The following is a 23,517-nucleotide window of genomic DNA, read 5'->3' on the forward strand; positions in this document are numbered from 1 at the left end:
TTGATCACGATGGTGGAGAACGGCCGAGACGAGCCTAACGCAGCGACACACCGACGACGCTCGCTGTGGCGTTTCGGGGTCCCCATCGTGTGTGTCTTCGCCGGGCTGCTGCTGTCCACCACGCACGGTGTCTCCGGTGGCGACGAGATCCGCCGCAGCGACTCGCCCCGCCTGGTCGACCTGGTCCGCGAGGCCAGCGCCAGCGTGGACCGGCTCACCACCCGGCGCGACGAACTGGTGGCCACCCTGGACCACCACCACGGCGGCTCCCCCGGCGCGGACGCCGCCCTGGCGGCCATCACCCGCCGCTCGGACACCCTCGCCGAGCAGGCCGGCCTGGACCCGCTGCGGGGACCCGGCCTGGTCATCACGCTCAACGACGCCCAGCGCGACGCCGACGGCCGCTACCCCATCGACGCCTCCCCCGACGACCTCGTGGTCCACCAGCAGGATGTCTCCGCGGTGCTGAACGCCCTGTGGAGCGCCGGCGCCGAGGGCATCCAGATGCAGGACCAGCGCATCATCGCCACCTCGGCACCGCAGTGCGTGGGTAATACCCTGCTGCTCAACGGCCGCACGTACAGCCCGCCCTACGTCATCACCGCCGTCGGGAACATCCCGGCCATGCAGGCCGCCCTGGCCGCGGCCCCGCTGGTGACGCTGTACAAGCAGTACGTACTGCGTTTCCAGCTCGGCTACACCGAGCAGGCCCATGATCAGCTGGAGCTGGTCGGCCACACCGCGCCGGTCCGGATGCGTTACGCCAAACCGGCAGGTCCGCTCGGGTATTAATCGCCTGGCGCGGACCAGTAGCCTGATCGCATGCAGGTTTTGGTCGTCGACAACTACGACAGCTTCGTGTTCAACCTGGTCCAGTACCTGGGCCAGCTCGGGGTGAACGCGCAGGTCTGGCGCAACGACGATGCACGGCTGGCCGACCGGGACGCGGTGGCCGCCCAGTTCGACGGCATCCTGCTCTCCCCCGGTCCCGGCACCCCGGAACGCGCCGGCGCCACCATCGACCTGGTGAAGGCCTGCGCGCAGACCCGCACCCCGCTGCTGGGGGTCTGCCTGGGCCACCAGGCCATCGGGGTCGCCTTCGGTGGCACCGTGGACCGCGCCCCCGAGCTGCTGCACGGCAAGACCAGCATCGTGCACCACACCGATGCCGGTGTGCTGCACGGACTTCCGGATCCCTTCACGGCCACCCGGTACCACTCGCTGACCATCCTGCCGGACACCCTGCCCGAGGTCCTGGAGGCCACCGGGCACACCGACAGCGGCGTCATCATGGCGGTGCGGCACACCGAACTACCGATCCACGGCGTGCAGTTCCACCCCGAGTCGATCCTCACCCAGGGCGGGCACCGAATGCTGGCCAACTGGCTCGGCTACTGCGGTGCGGCCCCCGACGAGGGACTGGTGCGCAAGCTGGAGCAGGAAGTCGCCGACACGGTCCAGGCGGCCACCGCGCGGAGCTAGGACGCGAAGCTCAGGGTTATCGAGTCCCGGAACCCCACCCCGGTGCCGGGGGCCGGGCTCTGGGTCACCACGGCATTGGTCCGCTGACCGCTGTTGTCCACGTTGGCGCCCTTGATGAGCACCCCGGTCCAGCCCAGCGCGCGCAGATTCGGCTCGGCATCCACCCAGAACTGGCCGGTCAGGTTCGGCATCACGAACTGGTTGCCGCGTGACACCCGCATCTGCACCACGGTGTCCTTGGGCGCGGGCTGACCGACGGTCGGGCTCATCCCGACGACCTGGCCGGCCGGTGCGGTGTCGTCCACCTCGACGGGCACCGCGCTCGGGAAGCCGGACGCCTCCAGAATCTGTCGGCAGGTGTCCACCGACTGCCCGGTGCAGTCGGGCACCACGACACTGCCCGGACCGGTACCGACGATGACGGTGATGACGTTGGTGATCGCCGAGGTGGCATTCGACGGCGGGTTGGTGCCCAGCACCTTGCCCTTGAGTTCGGGGGTGGACTCCGACTCCGAGGGCTGCACCCGGGTGAAGCCGGCATCGAGCAGCTTGCGGGTCGCCTCGGCCAGCGACAGCCCGTTCACGTCGGGCACGCCACGCTGCTCCGGGCCGGTGGAGACGTTGATGGTGATGTTCTCACCGGCGGCCACCGCGGTATCGGCCGCCGGGTCGGTGTCGATCACGTGATCCGGCGGGACGTCGGAGTCGGGGTTTCGCTGCACGTTCGTGGTGAAGCCGCGGTTCTGCAGCGCGGCGATGGCGTCCGCCGAGGTCTGCCCCGTGACATCGGGCACCTGCACGTCGCGCGGGTCGCCACCGATGGTGTTGATGGCGATGGTCACCGCCACGGTCAGCACCGCGAGCACCGCCACCACGATCAGCCAGCGCCGGATCGACCCGTTGCCCGACGGCGCCGGATAACCGGCCGCCGGAATGTGCTCGGTGGGCAGTGCGCGGGCGTGCGGACCGGTGGCGGTCAGCATCGTGGTGCGCTCGGCGTCGGTGAACACCTTGGGCGCTTCCGGCGCCTCGCCGCTGTGCACCCGGATCAGATCGGTGCGCATCTCGGCGGCGCTCTGGTAGCGGTTCTCCGGGTTCTTCGCCAGCGCCTTGAGCACCACGGCGTCCAGCTCCGGGGACAGCGCGGGGTTACGGGTGGACGGCGGCACCGGGTCCTCACGGACATGCTGGTAGGCCACCGCGACGGGTGAGTCGCCGATGAAAGGCGGCTCGCCGGTGAGGATTTCGTAGAGCACGCAGCCGAGCGAGTAGACGTCGGAGCGGGCGTCCACGGGTTCGCCGCGGGCCTGTTCGGGTGACAGGTACTGCGCGGTGCCGATGACCGCGGCGGTCTGGGTGACGCTGTTGCCGCTGTCGGCCAGCGCGCGGGCGATGCCGAAATCCATCACCTTCACCGCACCGGTCTTGCTGATCATGATGTTGGCGGGTTTGACGTCGCGGTGGATGATGCCGTGCTGATGGCTGAAGTTCAGGGCCTGGCAGGCGTCGGCGATGATCTCGATCGCCCGTTTGGGGTCCAGCGGGCCCTCGGAGTGCACGATGTCGCGCAGCGTCACCCCGTCGACGTACTCCATCACGATGTAGGGCAGCGGCCCGTTGGCGGTCTCGGCCTCACCGGTGTCGTAGACGGCCACGATCGCCGGGTGGTTCAGGGCGGCCGCGTTCTGTGCCTCCCGGCGGAACCGCAGGTAGAAGCTCGGGTCGCGGGCCAGGTCGGCGCGCAGCACCTTGACCGCGACGTCGCGGTGCAACCGCACGTCCCGGGCGATGTGGACCTCGGACATCCCGCCGAATCCGAGGATCTCCCCGAGTTCGTAGCGGTCCGACAGGTGCTGGGGCGTCGTCATGGGTTCTCGCCCGGGGGTGGCTCGGCGGGCACCCCGATGACGGTGGTGCTCGTCGACGTCTCCTGCTGCACCGGCCGGTCCCGCTGGTCCTGCGCGTTCACCACGATCAGCACCGCGATGACGATCGCCAGGGCGCCGAGCACCCCGGCGGCCCACAGCAGGGCGCGCTGGCCGGGTGAGAACGTCCGGCGCGGCGGCGGCGGACGGTGGCTTCCGGTGGCCGCGCGGGGGCGGGCCGCCGTCACGGGCGGGCGGTACTCGGCGGCGGCCGCGGCACGGGCCTGGGTCACCGACGGGATCGCCGCGGGAGCGGCTCGACCGATCGTCGGCGCGGAGTTCGGGCGCGGCGGGCGCCGTCCGGCCCGCACCGCGGCGACGGCGTCGGCGAACGGCCCACCCGAGCGGTACCGGTGGTTGGGTTCCTTGGCCAGCGTGATCTCGATGAGCTCGCGCACATTGGGCGGCAGATCCGGCGGCAGCGGCGGCGGGGTCTCCTTGATGTGCTTCATCGCGACGGTCAGCGCGCCGTCCCCGGTGAAGGGGCGTTTGCCCGACACCGACTCGTAGCCGACCACGCCGAGCGAGTAGACGTCGGAGGCGGCGGTGGCGTCGCGGCCCAGGGCCTGTTCGGGCGCGATGTACTGGGCGGTGCCCATCACCATGCCGGTCTGGGTGACCGGTGCCGCGTCGACGGCCTTGGCGATACCGAAGTCGGTGAGCTTCACCTGCCCGGTCGGGGTGATCAGGATGTTGCCGGGCTTCACGTCGCGGTGCACCAGGCCGGCGGTGTGTGCGACCTGCAGGGCGCGGCCGGTCTGCTCCAGCATGTCCAGGGCGTGCCGCAGCGACAGCCGCCCGGTGCGCTTGATGACGGAGTTCAGCGGCTCGCCGTTGACCAGTTCCATCACCAGGTAGGCGGTCCGGCCCTCGCCGGCGTCCATCTCGGTCTCGCCGTAGTCGTAGACGCTGGCGATGCCGGGGTGGTTGAGCATCGCGACGGTGCGCGCCTCGGCGCGGAACCGCTCGACGAACTCGGAGTCCTCGGAGAACTCCGCCTTGAGCACCTTGATCGCGACCTGGCGGCCGAGGCGGGTGTCGAGTCCCTCCCACACCTGCCCCATACCGCCGGTGGCGATGAGGCGCTGCAGCCGGTAGCGGCCGGACAGCGTCACTCCCACCCGGGCCGTCATGATGCCTCCCGGAGTGCGGCGGCGATGGTGGCCCGCCCGATCGGGGCGGCCACTGCGCCGCCGGTGGCGTTCAATCGGTCTCCGCCATTCTCCACGAGGACCGCGACGGCCACCTTGGGGGCTTGCGCCGGGGCGAACGCGATGTACCAGGCGTGGGGCGGGGTGTTACGGGGATCCGTGCCGTGCTCGGCAGTGCCCGTTTTGGATGCGATCTGCACGCCGGCGATGGCTCCCTTCTGCTGTGTCACCTGCTCGGCGCCGACCATCAAATCCGTAAGTGTAGCCGCGACCTGCGGTGACACCGCGCGTCGCAGTTCGGTGGGTGCGGTGGTGGCGATATTGGACAGGTCCGGTCCCTTGAGGGTATCGACCAGATACGGGGTCATGGCGACCCCGTCATTGGCGATGGTCGCGGCCACCATGGCGTTCTGCAGCGGGGTCATCGCCACATCGCGCTGCCCGATGCTGGACATCCCGAGGGCGGCCGCGTCGCCGATCGGGCCGACGGTGGACTCGGCGACCTGCAGCGGAATCGGCGCCGGCGCGGAATCCAGGCCGAACGACTCGGCCGTGGAGCGCAGCTTCTCGGCGCCGGCATCGATGCCGAGTTCGACGAAGGCGGTGTTGCAGGACCGGGCGAACGCCTCGCGCAGCGACGCGGTGGGGCCGTTCCCGCAGGCCGCTCCCCCGTAGTTCTCCAGGGTGGCGGTGCTGTCCGGCAGCGGGATGCGCGGTGCGGCGGTCACCCGGGTGTCCGGGGTGGCACCGTTCTGCAGGGCCGTGGCGGTGGTGATCACCTTGAAGGTGGACCCCGGCGGGTAGGTCTCCGAGATGGCCCGGTTGACCAGCGGGTCGTTCGGGTCGTCGCGCAGCTGCTCCCAGGTGGCCGTCTGGGCGGCGCCGTCGTGGCTGGCCAGCCCGTTGGGGTCGTAGGACGGGGCGGACACCATCGCCAGGATCTTCCCGGTGGACGGCTCCAGCGCGACCACGGCGCCCTTGCACCCGCCGTCGCAGCCCTGCTCCATGGCCTCCCAGGCGGCCTCCTGGACGTCCGGGCGCACGGTGGTGTCCACATTGCCGCCGCGCGGGTCACGACCGGTGAAGAAGTCGGCCAGCCGCTTGCCGAACAGGCGCTCGTCGGAGCCGTTGAGCACCGGGTCCTCGGCGCGCTCCAGACCGGTGCTGGAGTAGCCGAGCGAGTAGAAGCCGGTGACCGGGGCGTAGGCCTCCGGGTTGGGGTAGACGCGCAGGAACCGCAACCGGCCGTCGGTGGACACCGAGTAGGCCAGCAGCTGGCCGCCCGCGGTGATCTGGCCGCGCTGGCGGGAGTATTCGTCGAGCAGCACCCGCTGGTTGCGGGGGTCGGCGCGGTAGCCGTCGGCGGCGAACACCTGGGTGAAGGTGGCGTTGGCCAGCAGCAGCACGATCAGTGCCATGAAGACGCCCGAGAGTCGGCGCAGGGAGGTGTTCATACGCGGCCGATCACCTCGGTGGAGGCCGCCGCGATGGGCGCCGGGTTGGGGCCGCGACCGGTCTCGATGGGCCGCCGCGCGGCGTGCGAGATGCGAACCAGGATGGCCAGCAGGACATAGTTGGCCAGCAGCGACGAGCCGCCGTAGGACATCCACGGGGTGGTCAGCCCGGTGAGCGGGATCAGCTTGGTGACGCCGCCGACGACGATGAACAGCTGGATCGCCAGGGTGGATGCCAGACCGGCGGCCAGCAGCTTGCCGAAGCTGTCCCGCACCGCGATCGCGGTGCGCAGACCCCGGATGATCACGATGGTGTAGAGCATGAGAACGCCTGCCAGGCCGACCAATCCGAGTTCCTCGCCGATCGCGGCGACGATGAAGTCGGTGGATGCCGCCGGTACGGTGCCGGGCTGGCCGTTACCCAGTCCGGTCCCGAAGATGCCACCGGTGGCGAAGCTGAACAGCGACTGCACCATCTGGTAGCCGGCGCCGTCGGGGTCGGCGAACGGGTCCAGCCAGTTCTGCACGCGCACCCGGACATGGCCGAACAGTTGGTAGGCCATCAGGCTGCCGGCGGCGAAGAGGGCCAGCCCGATGACCACCCAGGACAGCCGGTCGGTCGCGACATACAGCAGCACCAGGAACGAGGCGTAGAGCAGAAGCGAAGTGCCCAAATCCTTTTCGAACACCATGACCGCGATCGAGGCGATCCAGGCGACCAGCAGGGGAGCCAGGTCGCGGGGGCGCGGCAGGTCCATCCCCAGCACGTGCTTGCCGGCGTTGGTGAACAGCTCCCGCTTGGAGACCAGCACCGCCGCGAAGAAGATGAGCAGCAGGATCTTGGAGAATTCGGCAGGCTGAATGGAGAAGCCCTCGAACCGGATCCAGATCTTGGCGCCATTCTGCTCGGAGAACCGGGCCGGCAACAGCGCCGGAATGACAAGCAGCACAAGGCCGATCAGACCGCAGGTGTAGCCGTAGCGGGCGAGCATGCGGTGGTCGCCGAGAAACGCCAGCACCGCGCAGAACGCCACCACACCCAGCAGTGTCCACAGCATCTGCTGGTCGGCGTTGCCGCCCACGCTGCCCAGGCTGAGTTCGCGCTGGGCCAGGTCCAGGCGGTGAATCATGACCAGCCCCAACCCATTCAGCAGTGCCACCACCGGCAGCAGCAGCGGGTCGGCGTACGGGGCGAAGCGCCGGATGGCCAGGTGCGCGGCCCCGAACAGCGCCAGGAATCCCAGTGCGTACTGGGCCAGATCCCAGTCCAGTCCCTGCTCCTGATTGGCCTCCACAATGAGCAACGCCACGGTGGTGATCACCGCGGCGAAAACCAGCAGGGCCAATTCGGCGTTGCGCCGGTTGGGTAGGGGAGGGGTGACGGTGACCGGGGACTGAGGCTGGGTGGACGAGGTCATGACGCGGTCCGGCAGTTGGTGCCCGGCTCCGGCGGTGGTGGGGGCAGGGCCGTGACGGTCGGCGACGGGGTGGTCGTCCTGGGCGGGGGCGGGGTGGCCGGTGCGGGGGTGGCCGGCTTCGGCGCGCCGGATGTGGCGGCCGGCGGCGCGGGGCTCGGCGAGGGGTTCGGCCTGGGGCTCGGGGCCGGGCCGGTGGTGGTCCGCGGGCTCGGGGTGGGGGTGGGGGTGGGGGTCTTGGTCGGCAGCGCGCAGATCGGCAGCAGCGACGTGCGGGACAGTTCGTTGATCTGGCGGATCGCGTCGTCGAGGGAGCCGGCGGGCAGCCCGGCGGCCACCTGGGCCCGCTCGGATTCGCGGATGTCCTCCAGGCGTAGCACCTCGCAGTCCATCACATCGCTGGACTGGCCGAAACTGATCAGGGACAGCTCGTTTCGGGCGTTCAGACAGCCGACCAGAAACGGTTCCTGCAGCGACAGCCCGAGGAACGAGGTCTGCACGCCGCGCATGATCGCGACGGTGCCGTCCTGCTCGCTGACGTAGTAGTTGTTGCGAACGATCTCGCGGGCGATGGTCAGCCCCGCCACCACCACCAGGAGGACCACCACCGCGGCGATCAGCATCCGGCGTTTGGAGCGGGGCGGTCGTTGCTCTTCGGGTTGTGTGACAACCCTTTTGGGCTGGTTGCGTTTCGGGTTGAAGGCCGAGGCCCGGCCCGCCGCGGTGTTCGGCGGGATGGTGTCGTCGTCCTCGCCGGAGACCGCCCCGGCCAGGATCGGCTGGGTCTGTCCGTAGTCGTAGTCCACGACATCGGCCACCACCACGGTGACGTTGTCGGGACCGCCACCGCGCAGCGCGAGTTCGATGAGCCGGTCGGCCGCGTCGGTCACATCCGGGATCTGCAGCGCCTCGGCGATGGTCTCGTGACTGACCGGGTCGGACAGACCGTCCGAACAGAGCAGGTAGCGGTCGCCGACCTTGGCCTCGCGCATGATCAGCGTGGGCTCGACCTCGTGACCGGTGAGCGCGCGCATGATCAGCGAGCGCTGCGGATGGCTGTGTGCCTCCTCGGCGGTGATCCGGCCCTCGTCGACCAATGTCTGGACGAAGGTGTCGTCCTTGGTGATCTGGGTCAGCTCACCGTCACGCATCAGGTAGCCGCGGGAATCGCCGATGTGCACCAGGCCCAGCCGGCCGCCGGCGAACAGGATCGCGGTGAGCGTGGTGCCCATGCCCTCGAGTTCGGGGTCGGCCTCGACGTGTGCGGCGATCGCCGAGTTGCCCTCGTGGACGGCCATATTGAGCTTGTTGAGCAGATCGCCGCCGGGCTCGTCGTCGTCGAGATGGGCCAGCGCGGCGATGACCAGTTGGGAGGCCACCTCACCGGCGGCATGGCCGCCCATCCCGTCGGCCAGCGCGAGCAGCCGGGCCCCGGCGTAGACCGAGTCCTCGTTGTTGGCGCGCACCAATCCGCGGTCGCTGCGCGCTGCGTATCTGAGCACCAGTGTCACGGGCGCAACTCGATCACCGTCTTGCCGATCCGTACCGGCGTTCCCATCGGAACCCTTACCGCCGTTGTCACCTTCGCCCTGTCGAGGTATGTGCCGTTGGTCGATCCTAGGTCCTCTACGTACCATTCCGAGCCCCGCGACGACAGCCTGGCATGCCGTGTCGATGCGTAATCGTCAGTCAAGACGAGGGTGGAGTCGTCGGCCCGGCCGATCAGCACCGGTTGGCTGCTCAAGGTGATCCGGGTGCCGGCCAGCGCACCTTCGGTGACCACCAGGTGCCGCGCGGTATGCCGGCGTTCCCCTTTGGGCAGCAGCGAGCCACGCAGCGCCAGCCCGCGGCGCACCATGACCGCACCGGTGGGGGCGTAGATGTCGGTGCGCAGGATGCGCAGCACCGACCAGATGAACAGCCACAGCAGCAGCAGGAAGCCGACACGCGTCAGCTGCAGTACTAGCCCCTGCATCCGACGTCCTCTCCGTCCCGGTCCCGCTCGATCATCGCCGTCACGATACTGGGGCGCGCCCCTGGAACCGAGACGGCGCTCAGTGGACCCGAACGATGATCTCGGAGTGGCCCAGTCGGATCACGTCACCGTCGGCCAGCTGCCACTCCTGCACCGGGGCGTTGTTCACGGTGGTGCCGTTGGTCGAGTTGAGGTCCGACAGCAGCGCGACCTGGCCGTCCCAACGGATCTCCAGGTGGCGGCGGGACACCCCGGTGTCGGGCAGCCGGAACTGGGCGTCCTGGCCGCGGCCGATCACGTTCGCGCCCTCGCGCAGCTGGTAGGTGCGGCCGCTGCCGTCGTCGAGCTGCAGGGTCACCTGCGCGGCCCCATAGCCACCGCCGTAGCCGCCGGGGGCGGGAGCGGCGGGCGCCTGGGACGGGGAGCCGTAGTCATAACCGGCGGGCTCGCCGTAACCGCCCTGGTCGTAACCGCCCTGATCGGGGTAGCCACCCTGGGCCGGCGGCTCGCCGTAGCGGCCGTAGTCCGGTGCGGCGGGAGGTGCGGGCGGCGCGGCGTAGTCGGCGCGGCCGTACCCGCCCTGCTCGGGGCGGCCGTAACCACCCTGGTCCGGGTAGCCCGGCGCCGGCGGGCGGCCGTAGCCCTCGTCCTGGCGGGCCGGGGGACGCCCGTAGTCGTAGTCGCCGTATCCCGGCGGGGGACCGGCCGGGGGCTGGCCGTAACCGGCCGGCGGCGGCTGCTGACGGTAGCCCTGGTCGGGGTAGCCGCCCTGGGGCTGGCCCTGGGGCTGTCCTTGGGGTTGTCCGTAGCCGGCGGGCGGACGCTGCTCGTAGGACGGCGGCGGGTAACCCTGGTCCGGGTAGCCACCCTGCTCCTGCGGGTAGCCGCCCGGATCGGGGTAGCCGCCCTGGCGCTGCTGGTAGCCACGGGCATCCTCGTGCTGGCGGTACCGGTCGTCGTCGTACTGATCGTCGCCGGGCCGACCCTGTCCCTGGCCTCGGTAGCTCGGGTTGTCGGTCATCGCTGGTGCTCCTGGTTCTGCGGTGGACGCGCGGTCTCGTGCTGGCGGTGCGGGCTCGTGGGTGGTCGTGTCTGGGTTGACCGCTCCACGGGCGCGGAACTGTCCGGTGTGCAGGCTCGGCGATGGCTCAAACCTGACGACCACATCACCATACGTTTGCCACCCCTGGTCATGGATGAAACCCTCCAGGTGACGGGCAAATGTGGCAGATGTCCGGTCGGGGTCCGCGCTCACCTTCCGGTAATCAGCCTCACCGAGGGTAATGACGTAGTCGTTGGGCGCCAAAATGCGACCGCCGCCGACGTCACGTGCCCTGGCCTCGGCTTCCCGGCGCAGCAGCGCCTCGACCTCCTGCGGGACGATCGACCCGCCGAAGACCCGGGCGAAGGCATCGCCGACCGTCGACTCGAGGCGTCGCTCGATACGGTCCGCAAGACCCATCTCACCGCCCCGTCTGTTCGTCGTGCCTGTTTGTCGCGCCGCGTGTCGCTCTGGCCACACTGCTCACACGCATGTTATCGGCCCAGCAGGCTTTTGCGTGACCAACGATTCTCTGAGAATCGCAAAGAACCAGGTCAGCGGTGGTGAGCGGGAACGCTTTCTGGCGGTTTGGGCCGACGGGCCCACGGGTGATACGGTTTCCCGGTCATTCGGGCGAGTGGCGGAATGGCAGACGCGCTGGCTTCAGGTGCCAGTGTCCTTCGGGACGTGGGGGTTCAAGTCCCCCTTCGCCCACAGTGAGTCAAAGGTCACGGCCTCGAAAGAGGTCGTGACCTTTGTGCTTTGGTGGCCCTTGTGGTTTCGGCTGGGTGTGGCAGGCCGCATCGGAGAACGGGTGAAATATCAAGGCGTGCCGGGTTTGTCCTATGCGGGCAGACGAGCTTTACGTGAGGGCCCGATAGCGGCTGTCAGCGACTGGATTCGTCGGCAATCTAGGGTGCTCGCCTGAGTCCAGGGACAATTCGGACATCGTCTCGTCGTAAGCCAGGGCCCGACGCTGCTGTTTCGACACTGCGGTTGACCGTGAGGTGATCTGCGAGGCTTGTGCACAAATCGCTGCCTTGGGTTCGCTCACTTAGGGAGTAGACCAGTAATATCTAGTCGCAGCCGACCCCGCGCCGCCGGATGTATGAAGGGATAATTAATGCACCGTGTGGTAGAAGCGCACTTAGCTGACTTTGCCAAACGATTCTCGGTTTCTGACGAGCAGTCTAAGCAATACGAAGCTTTCGTTAACTACTCCATTTTCAGACGGTTCTGCGGTGATTCGATTGAGCCGAGTAGTCTGATCTACGACGGCGATGACCCTGGGATCGATGGTTTTATGACATTCGTGGATGAGGCATACGTCGCATCGGTGGATGAGGTCGAAGATGCATTGCAGTCGATGAGACGTGACGCGAACGTCTCGATCGTTTTCACGCAGGCAAAGACGTCTGAAGCCTGGAAAAAATCCGAAATAACTACGTTTCAGGCAGGCGTCTTAGATTTCCTATCGGAGAAGCACGAGTACCCACATTCCGATTTCCTGGAGAGCGCCAAGGAAGTATTCGATGCGATCCTGTCGAAGGTCGGACGTATCCGTAATGGTAAGCCGAATGCTCGTCTCTACTTCGCGACGACGGGCCGAAAATCAGAAGATCGAGAAATAAAGGCGGCACGGGAATCCCTGCGGGCCGCGATAGAAGATACCGGTCTATTCCATGAGGTCGAGGTTGAGCTCATTGACCGGGACATGATCGTAGAACTCTGGACAGCTTCCGAAGGACCTGTAGAGGCGACGGTGAAACTGTTAGGTAATGCGCCCTTTCCCGCAACATTAGGTGTCGATGAGAGCTACGTCGTGACTGTTCGCGCCAAAGATTTTATTGACTCGATCCTGGTCGGCAAGAACGGAAAGCTACGCCAACGTATTTTTGACGAAAACGTCAGGGACTTTATAGGGGCAGATTCGGACGTAAACGCCGAGATGGATATCGCCCTACAAGATCCCATTCGCCGTAAGCGGTTCGGAATCTTGAATAATGGGGTAACGATCATCGCGCCTGATGTGCGTTTATCTGCATTCGAAATCTATCTACGTGATTTCCAAATCGTTAACGGCTGTCAGACCTCGCATGTTCTTTATCAGAATCGGAATAGTGTGGATAATGAGGCAACTCTGGTGCTTAAGATAGTCGAGACAGCGGAGTTATCCGTTGTTGATGACATCGTGCGATCCACCAATCGGCAGACTAAAGTCGAAGAATCTCAATTTCTTGCCACCCTCGACGCTGTGAAGATGATCGATAAATATTTTATCGCACGCGGTGGGGACGACGAGTACAGGCTGTTCTTCGAACGCCGAACTAATCAATTCAATGCACATGAAGATGTCAAGGCTATTAGAGTTTTCGACATTAGAGAAATAGCCAGGTGCGTCGCGGCGATGTTTCTTGATAAGCCCGACCTGGCCAGTCGCTACCCTAACCGACTGACCGGAGAACTTCGAGACTTGGTATTCGACAGCAAATACCGGGAGGAAGTGTTCTATGTTTCAGCTTATTCGTTGTACAGGCTTCGGTTACTAATTGCAAACAGAAAAATCGACGGAAGGTTCGTGAAACTTCGGTGGCACATCTTGATGGCCATTCGCTATTACGTGTGTGGTGACACGTTGCCACGACTCGACTCGTCGAAGGTGGAGCAAAGTGCCAAACGAATTCGCGAATTTATCGAAGATGGAAGCGACCAGCGGGTCACAGAAATCAATGAACTGTGTGCGGCCGTGGTTGACATAGACAAAATTACGCGAGATAGGGTACGCAGTTCGGCGCTGACTGTTGACATAAAAGAAAAAGCGCTCGCGTTGCGGGCCGCGCACTTGAAATGATGCCAGCATTCGCCGATCTGTGCTGGAGCCCGCCCATTTACCTGGATGGGTACCCGAAAATTGCTGCGCGGGCATCGATTCCAGCGGCCCTAGACTCGGTCTATGCAGCCCCTGATCGTCGACCCGGCCGCCCTGACCGCCGCCGGCACAGCGTTCGGCCAGGCGAGCACCGGACTGTCCAACCTCGGTGCCGACGCACCCCTGGCCGAAGCGGCCCACGCAGTGAACGAGCTGCAGACAGGGGCGGCCTGCCTGCAAGCCCAAGCGGCTGTCGCCGCGGCCGGCACCGCCGTCGCCGAGGCCACCCGGAGCTACGCCACCAACCTCGCCACCGCCGCGGACCGCTACCAGGCCCAGGACCAGGCGTCCGCGCAGGCGCTGAAGCTCACGATGTGAGTTCGGCGCGGATGTCCTCTTCGTCGGCGCTGTGCTCGCCGGCGTTGCGGCACTCGCCGTAGATCTCGATGTAACCGCGGTCCGGGTGATCGGGATTGGCCGCGATGATGGCCATCACCTCACCCAGATTCATGGCCCGCCCGTGTGGCGCCTTCCCGGGTGGCGCCCCGTCGCTCCAGCCGTCGGCGGCCATCGCCGCCATGATCTCGTCCAGATAGGCCTGCGGGTCCACCCCGGCCGGGAAGGTGAACCCCATCCCGACCTGCCCGCGGTAGGGGGCGGTCTCCTGATCGGTGCAGGAGTCGAATTCGAAGGTCGCCCCGCGCAATTGCAGACCCACGGCCTGGACCAGCCGCTTGGCCGGGTCCACCACCTGCGCGCGGGTCTGCTCGTCGCTCATCTCCGGGCCGTCCAGGTCGGCGGCCGAACCTTGGGCTCCCATCCCACATCCTCCTAGCAGTAGTGCGCCGGCCACGACGGCCGTGCAGAGGCGCCAACGGTCAGTACTGGTGGTTCTTCGTGACGGTGCCACGGTCGCCTTCCGGGTCGTTGAGGGCGGGGGTGCCGGGAATCCGAGTGTCCCAGTCGGGCAGGTCGATCGGGGGCAGTCCGGGCAGATCCAGTTCGTCGGGCAATCCGATGTGTGGCTGGCGGCGACCCTCGGCGGTGTAGCCGTTCTCGGCCAGGGTGGCGCCGTCCCCGTTGGCGATGTCGGTCATCGCGCGCAGCGATTCACTGCCGATGTCGTAGTAGCGGGAATGGTCGGCGAAGTCGGGGAGACCACTGCGCCCGGGCACTTCGGCGTCGAAGCGCACCGACCCGAACCCGTCCCCGGCGGGGTCGCGGCCCAGCCCGGCCTCCATACCCAGCGGGTAACCCAGCTCGCGGTTGATGATGTCGGGGATGGGGCCGGCCTGCCCGAGCCAGCTCACCGGGTCACTCGATGCCGCGCCGACGTACACCCGGCCGCCCTCGGGCAGCCCGAAGTCGGCGGCGCTGTTCGCGAGATCCGTTCCGGGAGAACCGATCAGCACCGCATTGTCGGCCTTCATGCCGCTGCCCGCGAACGCGTCGGCGACGGTGGTCGAACCGTAGGAATGCCCGATGACGGTGACATCGGACGGCCCGCCCTGATGGGTGGCGCCCAGTCCGTTGACGTCGGCGGCCAACAGATCCCCCCCGGCGCGGGCCAGGCCGGGGGTGGCGATGCGGGTATCGGTGGGGCTGTCGGGCGCGTCGTAACCCATCCAGGCGATCACCGAGGCGGACTCGTCCGGATCGCCGAGACGCATCTGGTCATACAGGTTGGTGGCATTGTCGCTTTCCAGCCAGCCGTCCTTGACGCTGCTGCCGGTGCCGGGGACGACGACGGCGGTGTTCTGGGCGGTATCCGGGTTGCCGATCGCCACCGCGGCCTTGCCCTGTCCGTTGAACGCCAGCGGGTCGTAGGCCCACAGCAGCACCGGGCGGTCCTGCTTGCCCTCGGCGGCCATCTTGTCCAGACCCTTGCGGGTCTGCACGGCGTTGCCGTAGCGGGTGGCGTCGGCGGCGGTCAGCCCGTAGGCCCCGGGATCGGCCAGCACCTGCTCGGTGGACACCCCGTGCCGCTCGGCCGCATCGCTCACCCGGTCCAGATCATCTTGCAGCACAGCCTGATTCACCGCAGAGCGAACCTCCGCCGGGATCCCGTTCAGATTGCCCAACTCCGCCTGGTGCTGCGCGGTCAACTGCTCACGCTCGGCCTGCGACAGCGAATCCCACCACTTCTTGACGTCCTCGGGGCTGGTTCCGGGCGGCGGAAGCCGGCGCGGGTCGCCCAGGGTGCCCGGAGGCGTCGCGGGCACCGGCCCACCCAACGCCGCCGCGATGGCCGCGGAGGTCTGGGCGTCGATCTCGGCGAAGAGGGCGAGCAGCTTCTGGATCAGCGCGGTCCACGCCGGAGCCAGCAGCCGCAGGATCGCCGGCACCGGGGGAGGGGTGGCGGTGCCGTCGTCGGCGACCTGCCAGCCCACGGCACGCAGCGAGTCCACGATGGCGAGCAACCCGCTGCGGGTGAACCCCAGCCGGGTGCCGCCGGAGTGCAGCGCCTGCTGCAGTGCGGAAAGCCGGGCGCGCAACTCCTCCTGCCGATCCAGGTTCTGCTCGGCCCGGGCGATGGCCGCAGCGGCGGCCCCGCCCTGCCAGGAGGCGCGTAGCTGAGCCAGCGCCTGGCGTTGGGCGGCCAGCACGCCGTCGAGTGTGGCGATCTTGGTACCGAGGTCGGCGGCGGAGGCGACCAACTGCCCGGGTCGCGACGCCTGCACCGTCGACACCGTCACCGACAACTGAGCCCCCTCGCGTCCGCCTTCCATCGTCGCACGGGCGGATGGCCCGCCCGTGCAGCGATTCACCGGGGGAAGCGGTCAGGAACCGGAGTCGCCGCGGGCCTCCGCACCGGTCTCACCGGCGTCGAAATCGTCGTCGGAGGACGCGCGGCCCACGTAGGAACCGTCCTCGTCCTCACCGGCGCGCGACGCCGCGACCTTGGGGTCGTCCTCGACATCGGATTCGTTCTTGCTCTCGGACTCGGGTCCGGTCATCGCGGGCACCTCCTGCTCGGCGTACCGAGCGGGCTACCCCGGCAGCCATGGAACGAACCGCGGGGTTAGCCGCGGTGAAAACGGGAACGCACAACCCATGGCTACTTACCGAGTGATCAACCCCCACGGCGACGTCGTCGACACCAAGGACATCGAGAGTGCCCAGGACGCGCACGCCTGGTTCGTCGACCAGAAGGCCGACAACACCGAATTGGGCTGGCGGATGGAAGTCCAGTCCGAGGACGGCTGGTCGTTCTTCGACGACAGCGAAGGCGCGAAGGATCCCGGGGCATGACGTCGCTGTGGCTGGACGGGCGGCCGGACACCCCGGCGTCCGCACCGCAGCTCGACGCCCAGCACGTCGACGTCGCCGTGGTCGGCGCCGGCATCACGGGGCTGTGCACGGCACTGCTGCTGGCCCGGGCCGGCAAGAAGGTGCTGGTGCTGGAGGCGCGCCATGTCGGCGCGGGCACCACCGGCAACACCACCGGCAAGCTGAGCCTGCTGCAGGGCACCAAGGTGTCCCGGGTGGCGGCCAAGCACGGCGACCGGCTGGTCGGTGACTATGTCACCGGCAACACCGAGGGCCGTGACTGGCTGACCCGCTACTGCGAGGAACACGGGGTCGCGGTGCAGCGCGAGGATGCCTACACCTATGCGCAGTCACCGAGCGGAATCGAGGACGCCCGAGCGGAATTCGATGCCTGCCGGGCTGCCGGGCTGCCCGTCGAATGGGTGCGCGACGCCGACGTCCCGTTCCCGTTCCACGGCGGTGTCCGGCTGGCCGATCAGGCTCAGCTCGATCCGATGCCGCTGCTGGACAGCTTCGTCGCGGAGTTGGAGCGCCACGGCGGAACCGTCGCCTCCGGCGCCCGGGTCCGGTCGGTCTCGATCGGCAGCCCGCTGCGGCTGACCGTCGATGCCGCCGACCGGTCGGCCTCGCGTACCGTCACCGCCGACCACTGTGTGCTGGCCACCGGGATCCCGATCCTGGATCGCGGCGGATTCTTCGCCAAGGTCAGTCCGCACCGGTCCTATTGCGTGGCGTTCAAGGTGCCCGGGGACATCACCCGCGCGATGTACCTGTCCACCGACTCCCCGACCCGGTCGATCCGGTACGCCCCGACCGCGGACGGTGACCGCCTGGTCGTCGGCGGCGGCGGACACACCGTGGGCCGCGCCGACGACGCCGCCGGCGCGGTGTCGGAGCTGGTGCACTGGGCCAAACAGCACTATCCGGGCGCGGTGCAGACCCACTACTGGTCGGCCCAGGATTACTCCCCGATCGACGAACTTCCTTACGCCGGACCGATTCTGCCCGGGACCCAACATGTCTGGGTGGCCACCGGGTTCGACAAGTGGGGCATGACCAACGGCATCGCCGCGGCGCTGGCGCTGTCCGGGCAGATCCTGGGCGGGCACATGCCGTGGGCCCGCGCGTTCGCCGCCTGGAGCCCGCACGAACTGTCCGGTCTGAGCACCGCGCTGCAACACAACCTGTCGGTGGGCTACCACATGGCCAAGGGCTGGGTGGCGCCGCTGGCCCGGCACGGCGATCCGGCCGAGGGTCAGGGGGTGGTCACCGGACCGCCCTGGAATCTACGCGCGAACAGCGTCGTCGACGGCGCCCACCACACGGTGTCCCCGGTCTGCCCGCACCTCGGCGGCATCGTGAACTGGAACGACGCCGACTGCGCCTGGGAGTGCCCACTGCACGGCTCCCGGTTCGCCCCCGACGGAACCCTGCTCGAGGGCCCGGCGACCCGGGGCCTGACACCCGCCACCTGAGGAGGTAAGCACGATGAAAGCAGTCACCTGGCAAGGCAAACGCGACGTCCGGGTAGAGCAGGTGCCCGACCCGAAGATCGAAGAACCAACCGATGCGATCATCGAGGTGACCTCGACGAACATCTGTGGATCCGATCTGCATCTGTACGAGGTGCTCGGCGCCTTCATGAACCCCGGCGACGTCCTCGGGCACGAACCGATGGGCATCGTGCGCGAAGTCGGATCCGGGGTCACCAATCTGGCAGCCGGCGATCGGGTGGTGATCCCGTTCCAGATCTCGTGCGGCAGTTGTTTCATGTGCGACAAGCAGCTCTACACCCAGTGTGAGACCACCCAGGTGCGTGAACACGGTATGGGCGCAGCGCTTTTCGGCTACTCCGAACTTTACGGAGAGGTGCCCGGCGGCCAAGCCGAACTGCTGCGCGTCCCGCAGGCCCAGTTCACCCACATCAAGGTGCCCGAGGGGCCGCCGGACTCCCGGTTCGTCTATCTGTCCGATGTGCTGCCGACCGCCTGGCAGTCGGTGGTCTATGCGGACATCCCGGACGGCGGGTCGGTCACCGTGCTGGGCCTGGGCCCGATCGGCGATATGGCCGCCCGCATCGCGGCACACCAGGGCTATGACGTCATCGCGGTGGACCGGGTGCCCGAGCGGCTGGCCCGCGCGCAGGCCCGTGGCATCCGCACCGTCGACCTCGTCGGGCTGGGTGCCCCGGTCGGCGACGTCATCCGGGACATGACCGACGGGCGCGGCACCGACTCCGTCATCGACGCGGTCGGGATGGAAGCGCACGGGTCCCCGGTGGCCAAGGTGGCTCAGCAGCTCACCGGGCTGCTGCCCGATGCACTGGCCAAACCCTTGATGAAGAACGTCGGCATCGACCGGCTGGACGCGTTGTACTCGGCGATCGACATCGTGCGCCGCGGCGGCACCATCTCGCTGATCGGGGTGTACGGCGGCATGGCCGACCCGCTGCCGATGCTGACGCTGTTCGACAAGCAGGTGCAACTGCGGATGGGCCAGGCCAACGTCAAGAAATGGGTGCCCGACATCATGCCGCTGCTGACCGACGAGGATCCGCTCGGCGTGGACAGCTTCGCCACCCACACGCTGCCGCTCGACGACGCCCCGCATGCGTACGACATCTTCCAGCGCAAGGCCGATGGCGCGGTGAAGATCGTCCTTCAGCCCTGAGGCGGTGGCGGGGGCGCCGGTGCGCCGACCGGCGGCGGAATCTTCGGGTAGCTGCGCGTGCCGACGGCCCCCGAGGCACTTGCCGGTTCCCCGCCGCCGGTACCCGCCGGGGCCTCGCGGCCCGGGGACGGATCCCAGCCGGTGTCGACCAGGCGTTTCTGCACGGCGATCGCCAGGCCGAGCAGGATGGCCCCGATCAGCAGCATGACCAGCACACCCCAGACCGTGCCGAGCTTGGCGGCGTTGCCGAGAAGGATGCCGTACCAGCCGAAGTCGGTGTCGCCGAAGGTGGTGTTCTCCTCACCGAAGGAGCCCAGCACCCGCACCAGCAGGGCGGGCAGGAACGTGATGAGCAGCCCATTGACGAAGCCGCCGGCCACCGCGCCGCGCCGGCCGCCGGTGGCGTTGCCGTACACCCCGGCCGCGCCACCGGTGAAGAAGTGCGGCACCAGTCCCGGCAGCACCAGCACCCAGCCGAAGGCCGGGCCCAGCCACAGCGAGAGCACCGCCAACCCGGCCAGGCCGGCCACGAAACTGGACACGAATCCGATCAGCACCGCGTTCTGCGCATACGGGAACACGATGGGCGCGTCGAGGGCGGGCACCGCACCGGGCACCACCCGGTCGGCGATGCCCTGGAAGGCCGGCACCAGCTCACCGAGGATGGTGCGCACGCCGAACAGAATGACCGCCACCGCAACCCCGAAGCTGAGCCCCTCGGTGACGCCCTTCATCAGGAAGTTGCCGACGTTCTCGGCCGCGCCGGCGCCGGTCTCGTCGGCGTAGGCGCTGAACGCGGTGCCCGACCCGACCTGGGACAGATAGATCAGTGACACCGCCAGGTACATCAGCACCATCGACAATGCGGTGGCCACCATCGAATCACGGAGGAACCGCAGCGATTCGGGCAGCTTCAGGTCTTCGGTGGACCGGCTCCGGCTGCCGCCCACGAACCGTCCGGTGATGCCGGAGGCGATGTAGCCGAGAGTGCCGAAGTGACCGATGGCGATGCTGTCGTCGCCGGTGATCCGTTTGGTCCACGGTTGCGAGATCGCCGGTAGTGCGACCATCACCACGCCGAGCAGGAAACCTCCCACCGCGATGACCACCGGCGTCCCCAGACCGGCGGCGGCCAGCACCACCGTCAGCAGGGTGGCCATGAACAGGGTGTGGTGCCCGGTGAGGAACACGTAGTGCAGCGGGGTGAACCGGGCGAGCACCAGGCTGATGGCGAAACCCAGGATCATCAGCCAGGCCACCCGGGCGCCGAACTGGTCCTGGGCGATGCCGACGATGGCCTCGTTGGTGGGCACCACCCCCTGGCTGCCCGCTGCCCCCTGGATCATCACCCCCAACGGCTCCAGCGAACTGGTCACCAGCCCGGCCCCGGCGCCGATCAGCAGGAACCCCAGCGTCGCCTTGAGCGCGCCACCGATGACCTGGCCGCTGGACTTGCGCAGTGCGATCAGCCCGACCGCGGTGATGATGCCGATGAGATACGCGGGTACCGCGAGGATCTCGTTGACCAGGAACTCGGCGATACCGACCAACCAGTCCATCCGTCCGTCCTCCCCTAGACGTCGTAGGAATCGCGCAGTGCCGCGTCGACCTCGGTGGTGGAGGTGAAGTTGTCGATCACCCGCACCGGTACACCCACGTCGCCGAGGGTTTTCGCGATCTCACCCGAGGTCAGGATCAGATCGGCGCTCTTGGCGCGGCCCTTCGCCGAGATGGTGTCGGTGGCCTCGACATTCACGAACTTCTCCCACCCCCAGGTCTGCAGCACCTGCTCGGTGGTGTTCTTCAGAAAGAGGCTGGTGCCCAGCCCATTTCCGCACACCGTGAGGATGAGGTTGCCGGACTTGGCCGTCGCCGCGCCGGCCGGGGCCGGCCGGCCGGCGTCGAGGACGGCCAGCAGTTCAGCGGGCGTGCCGGCGGTGTCCAGGGCGGTGCGCCGGGCCGGGTCGCCGAGCAGTTTGGCCAGCTCGGCCATCGCCGCGGTGTGTGCGCTCGCGTCGGTCGCGGCGAGTGCGACCACCAGCGTGACCGGGTCGTTTGTCTTGTGACCGAAGGCCACCGGCGTCGTGAGGCGTATCCACGACATCCCGGTGCGGTGCACGGCCGGTGACGACCGGGCGTGCGCGAAAGCGAAACCGGGGGCCACCACGATGTACGGCCCGTTTTCCACGACGTTGCCGATCATGGCCTCGGTGTAGGCGTCTTCGGCGATCCCCGACGCGGTGAGCAGCGCTCCCGCGCGGGCCACGGCGTCCTGCCACGTCTGTGCGCGGACGTTCAGGTCGATGCAATCCTGGGACAGCAGCTCAGCCAAATGCGGCATGAAACCGACCCTAGCCCGTCCGCGCCGGTGCGACATGGGGTTTGTGTAGCTCGCTCGGGATGCGGGTAGGCATACCGGGGCCGGGGTTCGCCAACTTTTCGAAAGGCTAAGGACCACAACTTGGTACGTGATCTGAACCACATGCGCCGTCGAACTGTGTTGAAACTTCCGCTCCTCGCACCACCGGCCGTTGCGTTGTCTCAGGCACCGCGTGCGGCCGCCGAACCGCCGGGTCGCTGGTCATCGGACCGGGCGCACCGCTGGTTCCGCGGGCAGGGCTGGCTGGTGGGCGCGAACTACATCACCTCCAATGCGATCAACCAGCTGGAGATGTTCCAGAAGGCCACCTTCGATCCGCAGCGGATCGACGGCGAGCTACGTATCGCGCGGTCGATCGGGTTGAACACCGTGCGGGTGTTCCTGCACGACCAGTTGTGGACCCAGGACCGGGTGGGGTTTCAGCGTCGACTCGCCCAGTTCGTGGACATCGCGGCCAGACACGGGATCAAACCACTACTGGTGCTGTTCGATTCGTGCTGGGACCCGCTGCCGCGCAGCGGTCCGCAGCGGGCGCCCCGTCCCGGTGTGCACAACTCGGGATGGGTGCAGAGCCCGGGCGCCGAACGTCTGGGCGACCGTCGCTACCGCCAGGTCCTGCAGGAGTACGTGGTCCGGATCCTGACCCAGTTCCGCAACGACGAGCGGGTACTGGCCTGGGATCTGTGGAACGAACCCGACAACCCGGCCGCGGTGTACAAGAAGGTGGAACGCGAGGACAAGCCCGAACTCGTCGCGGATCTGCTGCCCCAGGTCTTTCGCTGGGCCCGCTCGGTCGATCCGGTGCAGCCGTTGACCACCGGGGTGTGGGAGGGCGAGTGGGGCGACCGTACCAAGCGCAGCGAGATGGCGGGTATCCAACTCGATCTGGCCGACGTGCTGTCCTTCCACAGTTACGACAATCCGGCCGGTTTCGAGAACCGGATCAACGAACTGCAGCCATGGGGGCGGCCGCTGATGTGCACCGAGTACCTGGCCCGCACCGAGGGCAGCACCATCGAGGGGGTGCTCCCGGTGGCGCATCGCCGCCGTGTCGGGGCGTACACCTGGGGTCTGGTCGCCGGGAAGACCCAGACCTTCCTGCCGTGGGATTCCTGGGACCGCCCCTACGACAAACAACCACCGCGAGAGTGGTTCCACGACTTGGTCTTCCCCGACGGTCGGCCCTACCGGAGACCGGAGATCGACACCATCAGGAGGCTGACTGGATCTGGATGAGGTTGCCGCAGGTGTCGTCGAAGACGGCGGTGGTGACAGGGCCCATCTCGGTGGGCGGCTGGGTGAACCGGACCCCGAGCGCAGTGAGCCGCTCATGTTCTGCGGCGACGTCGTCGACTTCGAAGGCCGTGAACGGAATCCCGTCGTCGACGAGGGCCTCCTTGAACGGTTTGGCGGCCGGGTGCCCGTCGGGTTCCAGCACCAGTTCGGTGCCGTCGGGATGTTCCGGGGATACCACGGTGATCCACCGCGGCCCGCCCATCGGGATGTCATGTTTGAGCCGGAAGCCGAGGATTTCGGTGTAGAACTGAAGAGCCTTGTCCTGGTCGTCCACGAGCACGCTGGTCAGACTGATTCTCACGGTGTTTCCTTCCCGGATCTGCGCAGCCACCGGTCGACGATGGGTTCCAGTGGCGCGGTGTTGATGTGGTGGAACTTGTAGCGGCCGTCGCGCCGCGTTTCGACCAGGCCCGCGGCCTCGAGCACGTCGAGGTGCTGCGAGATGGCCTGCCGTGACGAGTTGAGTCCGTGTTTGGTTGTCAGCCGCGCGCAGATCTCGAAGAGGGTCTGCCCGTCGCGTTCGGTGAGCTCGTCGAGGATGGTGCGGCGGGTGGCGTCGGCCAGGGCTTTGAAGACGTCGGCCACCAC

General features: G+C 67.8%; 21 protein-coding genes, 1 tRNA gene and 1 pseudogene. 9 read left to right on the forward strand and 14 right to left on the reverse strand.

Going from position 1 to position 23,517, the window contains the following annotated elements:
* The first annotated feature begins 9 nt into the window (after nt 1-9).
* Both V4U86_RS00100 and V4U86_RS00105 read left to right on the forward strand, forming a co-directional pair.
* Nucleotides 10-792, forward strand: a complete 783-nt coding sequence (locus V4U86_RS00100) for a DUF881 domain-containing protein (protein ID WP_395312261.1) — start codon at nt 10-12, stop codon at nt 790-792.
* A 30-nt stretch (nt 793-822) separates the two neighbouring features.
* Nucleotides 823-1,482, forward strand: coding sequence for an aminodeoxychorismate/anthranilate synthase component II (locus tag V4U86_RS00105; protein WP_395309295.1), 660 nt, complete (start codon nt 823-825; stop codon nt 1,480-1,482).
* On the opposite strand, the gene pknB is transcribed toward V4U86_RS00105, so the two are convergent.
* From pknB to V4U86_RS00140, 7 genes and pseudogenes are all read right to left on the reverse strand, one after another.
* Complete coding sequence (gene pknB, locus V4U86_RS00110) at nt 1,479-3,350, reverse strand: Stk1 family PASTA domain-containing Ser/Thr kinase (protein WP_395309296.1); 1,872 nt, start codon at nt 3,348-3,350, stop codon at nt 1,479-1,481. The two genes, V4U86_RS00105 and pknB, sit on opposite strands and share 4 nt — an antisense overlap.
* Before the next feature lie 8 nt (nt 3,351-3,358).
* Nucleotides 3,359-4,540, reverse strand: a pseudogene (locus tag V4U86_RS00115) (protein kinase domain-containing protein); the annotation flags it as partial.
* Complete coding sequence (gene pbpA / locus V4U86_RS00120; RefSeq protein ID WP_395309297.1) at nt 4,537-6,012, reverse strand: D,D-transpeptidase PbpA; 1,476 nt, start codon at nt 6,010-6,012, stop codon at nt 4,537-4,539. The pseudogene V4U86_RS00115 and the gene pbpA, both read right to left, overlap by 4 nt.
* Entirely contained in the window at nt 6,009-7,430 is a 1,422-nt protein-coding gene (locus V4U86_RS00125; protein ID WP_395309298.1) for an FtsW/RodA/SpoVE family cell cycle protein, read from the reverse strand. The genes pbpA and V4U86_RS00125 overlap by 4 nt, the downstream gene beginning before the upstream one ends.
* Nucleotides 7,427-8,938 (reverse strand): PP2C family protein-serine/threonine phosphatase, encoded by a 1,512-nt coding sequence (locus V4U86_RS00130; RefSeq protein ID WP_395309299.1) that lies wholly within the window; start codon nt 8,936-8,938, stop codon nt 7,427-7,429. The genes V4U86_RS00125 and V4U86_RS00130 overlap by 4 nt, the downstream gene beginning before the upstream one ends.
* Nucleotides 8,935-9,402: an FHA domain-containing protein FhaB/FipA gene (locus V4U86_RS00135; protein WP_073858507.1), complete on the reverse strand. Its 468-nt coding sequence runs from the start codon at nt 9,400-9,402 to the stop codon at nt 8,935-8,937. Before V4U86_RS00135 ends, V4U86_RS00130 begins: the two co-directional genes overlap by 4 nt.
* Nucleotides 9,403-9,481: 79 nt before the next feature.
* On the reverse strand, nt 9,482-10,864 hold the full coding sequence (locus V4U86_RS00140; RefSeq protein ID WP_395309300.1) for an FhaA domain-containing protein: 1,383 nt from the start codon (nt 10,862-10,864) through the stop codon (nt 9,482-9,484).
* 211 nt (nt 10,865-11,075) lie between these two features.
* Here V4U86_RS00140 and V4U86_RS00145 point away from each other — a divergent pair.
* The 3 genes from V4U86_RS00145 (at nt 11,076) to V4U86_RS00155 (ending at nt 13,691) form a co-directional block, all read left to right on the forward strand.
* Nucleotides 11,076-11,158: transfer RNA gene (locus V4U86_RS00145), tRNA-Leu, on the forward strand.
* A gap of 409 nt (nt 11,159-11,567) precedes the next feature.
* Complete coding sequence (locus V4U86_RS00150; RefSeq protein WP_395309301.1) at nt 11,568-13,295, forward strand: AIPR family protein; 1,728 nt, start codon at nt 11,568-11,570, stop codon at nt 13,293-13,295.
* Nucleotides 13,296-13,397: 102 nt separating this feature from the next.
* Entirely contained in the window at nt 13,398-13,691 is a 294-nt protein-coding gene (locus V4U86_RS00155; protein WP_395309302.1) for a type VII secretion target, read from the forward strand.
* Here V4U86_RS00155 and V4U86_RS00160 read toward each other — a convergent pair.
* Genes V4U86_RS00160 through V4U86_RS00170 form a run of 3 tightly spaced genes read right to left on the reverse strand, consistent with a single transcriptional unit; the run spans nt 13,681 to nt 16,270 of the window.
* Nucleotides 13,681-14,133: a hypothetical protein gene (locus V4U86_RS00160; RefSeq protein WP_395309303.1), complete on the reverse strand. Its 453-nt coding sequence runs from the start codon at nt 14,131-14,133 to the stop codon at nt 13,681-13,683. The genes V4U86_RS00155 and V4U86_RS00160 overlap by 11 nt on opposite strands.
* A 58-nt stretch (nt 14,134-14,191) precedes the next feature.
* A complete protein-coding gene (locus V4U86_RS00165; RefSeq protein ID WP_395309304.1) occupies nt 14,192-16,042 on the reverse strand; it encodes an alpha/beta hydrolase in 1,851 nt (616 codons plus the stop codon).
* A gap of 51 nt (nt 16,043-16,093) precedes the next feature.
* Entirely contained in the window at nt 16,094-16,270 is a 177-nt protein-coding gene (locus tag V4U86_RS00170) for a hypothetical protein (RefSeq protein WP_395309305.1), read from the reverse strand.
* 97 nt (nt 16,271-16,367) lie between these two features.
* On the opposite strand from V4U86_RS00170, the gene V4U86_RS00175 reads away from it, so the two are divergent.
* From V4U86_RS00175 to V4U86_RS00185, 3 genes are read left to right on the forward strand one after another with little or no spacing between them, the layout of a single operon-like run.
* Complete coding sequence (locus V4U86_RS00175; protein WP_395309306.1) at nt 16,368-16,565, forward strand: hypothetical protein; 198 nt, start codon at nt 16,368-16,370, stop codon at nt 16,563-16,565.
* The gene (locus V4U86_RS00180) at nt 16,562-18,058 is read left to right on the forward strand and encodes an FAD-dependent oxidoreductase (protein WP_395309307.1); all 1,497 of its coding nucleotides are present in this window, start codon (nt 16,562-16,564) and stop codon (nt 18,056-18,058) included. Before V4U86_RS00175 ends, V4U86_RS00180 begins: the two co-directional genes overlap by 4 nt.
* 13 nt (nt 18,059-18,071) lie before the next feature.
* Nucleotides 18,072-19,253, forward strand: a complete 1,182-nt coding sequence (locus V4U86_RS00185) for a zinc-dependent alcohol dehydrogenase (protein WP_395309308.1) — start codon at nt 18,072-18,074, stop codon at nt 19,251-19,253.
* Here V4U86_RS00185 and V4U86_RS00190 read toward each other — a convergent pair.
* Entirely contained in the window at nt 19,244-20,812 is a 1,569-nt protein-coding gene (locus V4U86_RS00190) for a PTS ascorbate transporter subunit IIC (RefSeq protein ID WP_395309309.1), read from the reverse strand. The two genes, V4U86_RS00185 and V4U86_RS00190, sit on opposite strands and share 10 nt — an antisense overlap.
* Nucleotides 20,813-20,826: 14 nt before the next feature.
* Complete coding sequence (locus V4U86_RS00195; RefSeq protein WP_395309310.1) at nt 20,827-21,594, reverse strand: PTS sugar transporter subunit IIA; 768 nt, start codon at nt 21,592-21,594, stop codon at nt 20,827-20,829.
* Between the two features lie 141 nt (nt 21,595-21,735).
* Between V4U86_RS00195 and V4U86_RS00200 the strand changes: the two genes are divergently transcribed.
* Nucleotides 21,736-22,869: a 1,4-beta-xylanase gene (locus tag V4U86_RS00200; protein ID WP_395309311.1), complete on the forward strand. Its 1,134-nt coding sequence runs from the start codon at nt 21,736-21,738 to the stop codon at nt 22,867-22,869.
* On the opposite strand, the gene V4U86_RS00205 is transcribed toward V4U86_RS00200, so the two are convergent.
* Nucleotides 22,844-23,230, reverse strand: a complete 387-nt coding sequence (locus tag V4U86_RS00205) for a VOC family protein (protein WP_395309312.1) — start codon at nt 23,228-23,230, stop codon at nt 22,844-22,846. The two genes, V4U86_RS00200 and V4U86_RS00205, sit on opposite strands and share 26 nt — an antisense overlap.
* Nucleotides 23,227-23,514 (reverse strand): ArsR/SmtB family transcription factor, encoded by a 288-nt coding sequence (locus V4U86_RS00210; protein WP_395312262.1) that lies wholly within the window; start codon nt 23,512-23,514, stop codon nt 23,227-23,229. Before V4U86_RS00210 ends, V4U86_RS00205 begins: the two co-directional genes overlap by 4 nt.
* Nucleotides 23,515-23,517: the final 3 nt, after the last annotated feature.

The sequence above is a fragment of the Mycobacterium sp. AMU20-3851 genome, from assembly GCF_043974665.1.
Taxonomy (GTDB): domain Bacteria; phylum Actinomycetota; class Actinomycetes; order Mycobacteriales; family Mycobacteriaceae; genus Mycobacterium.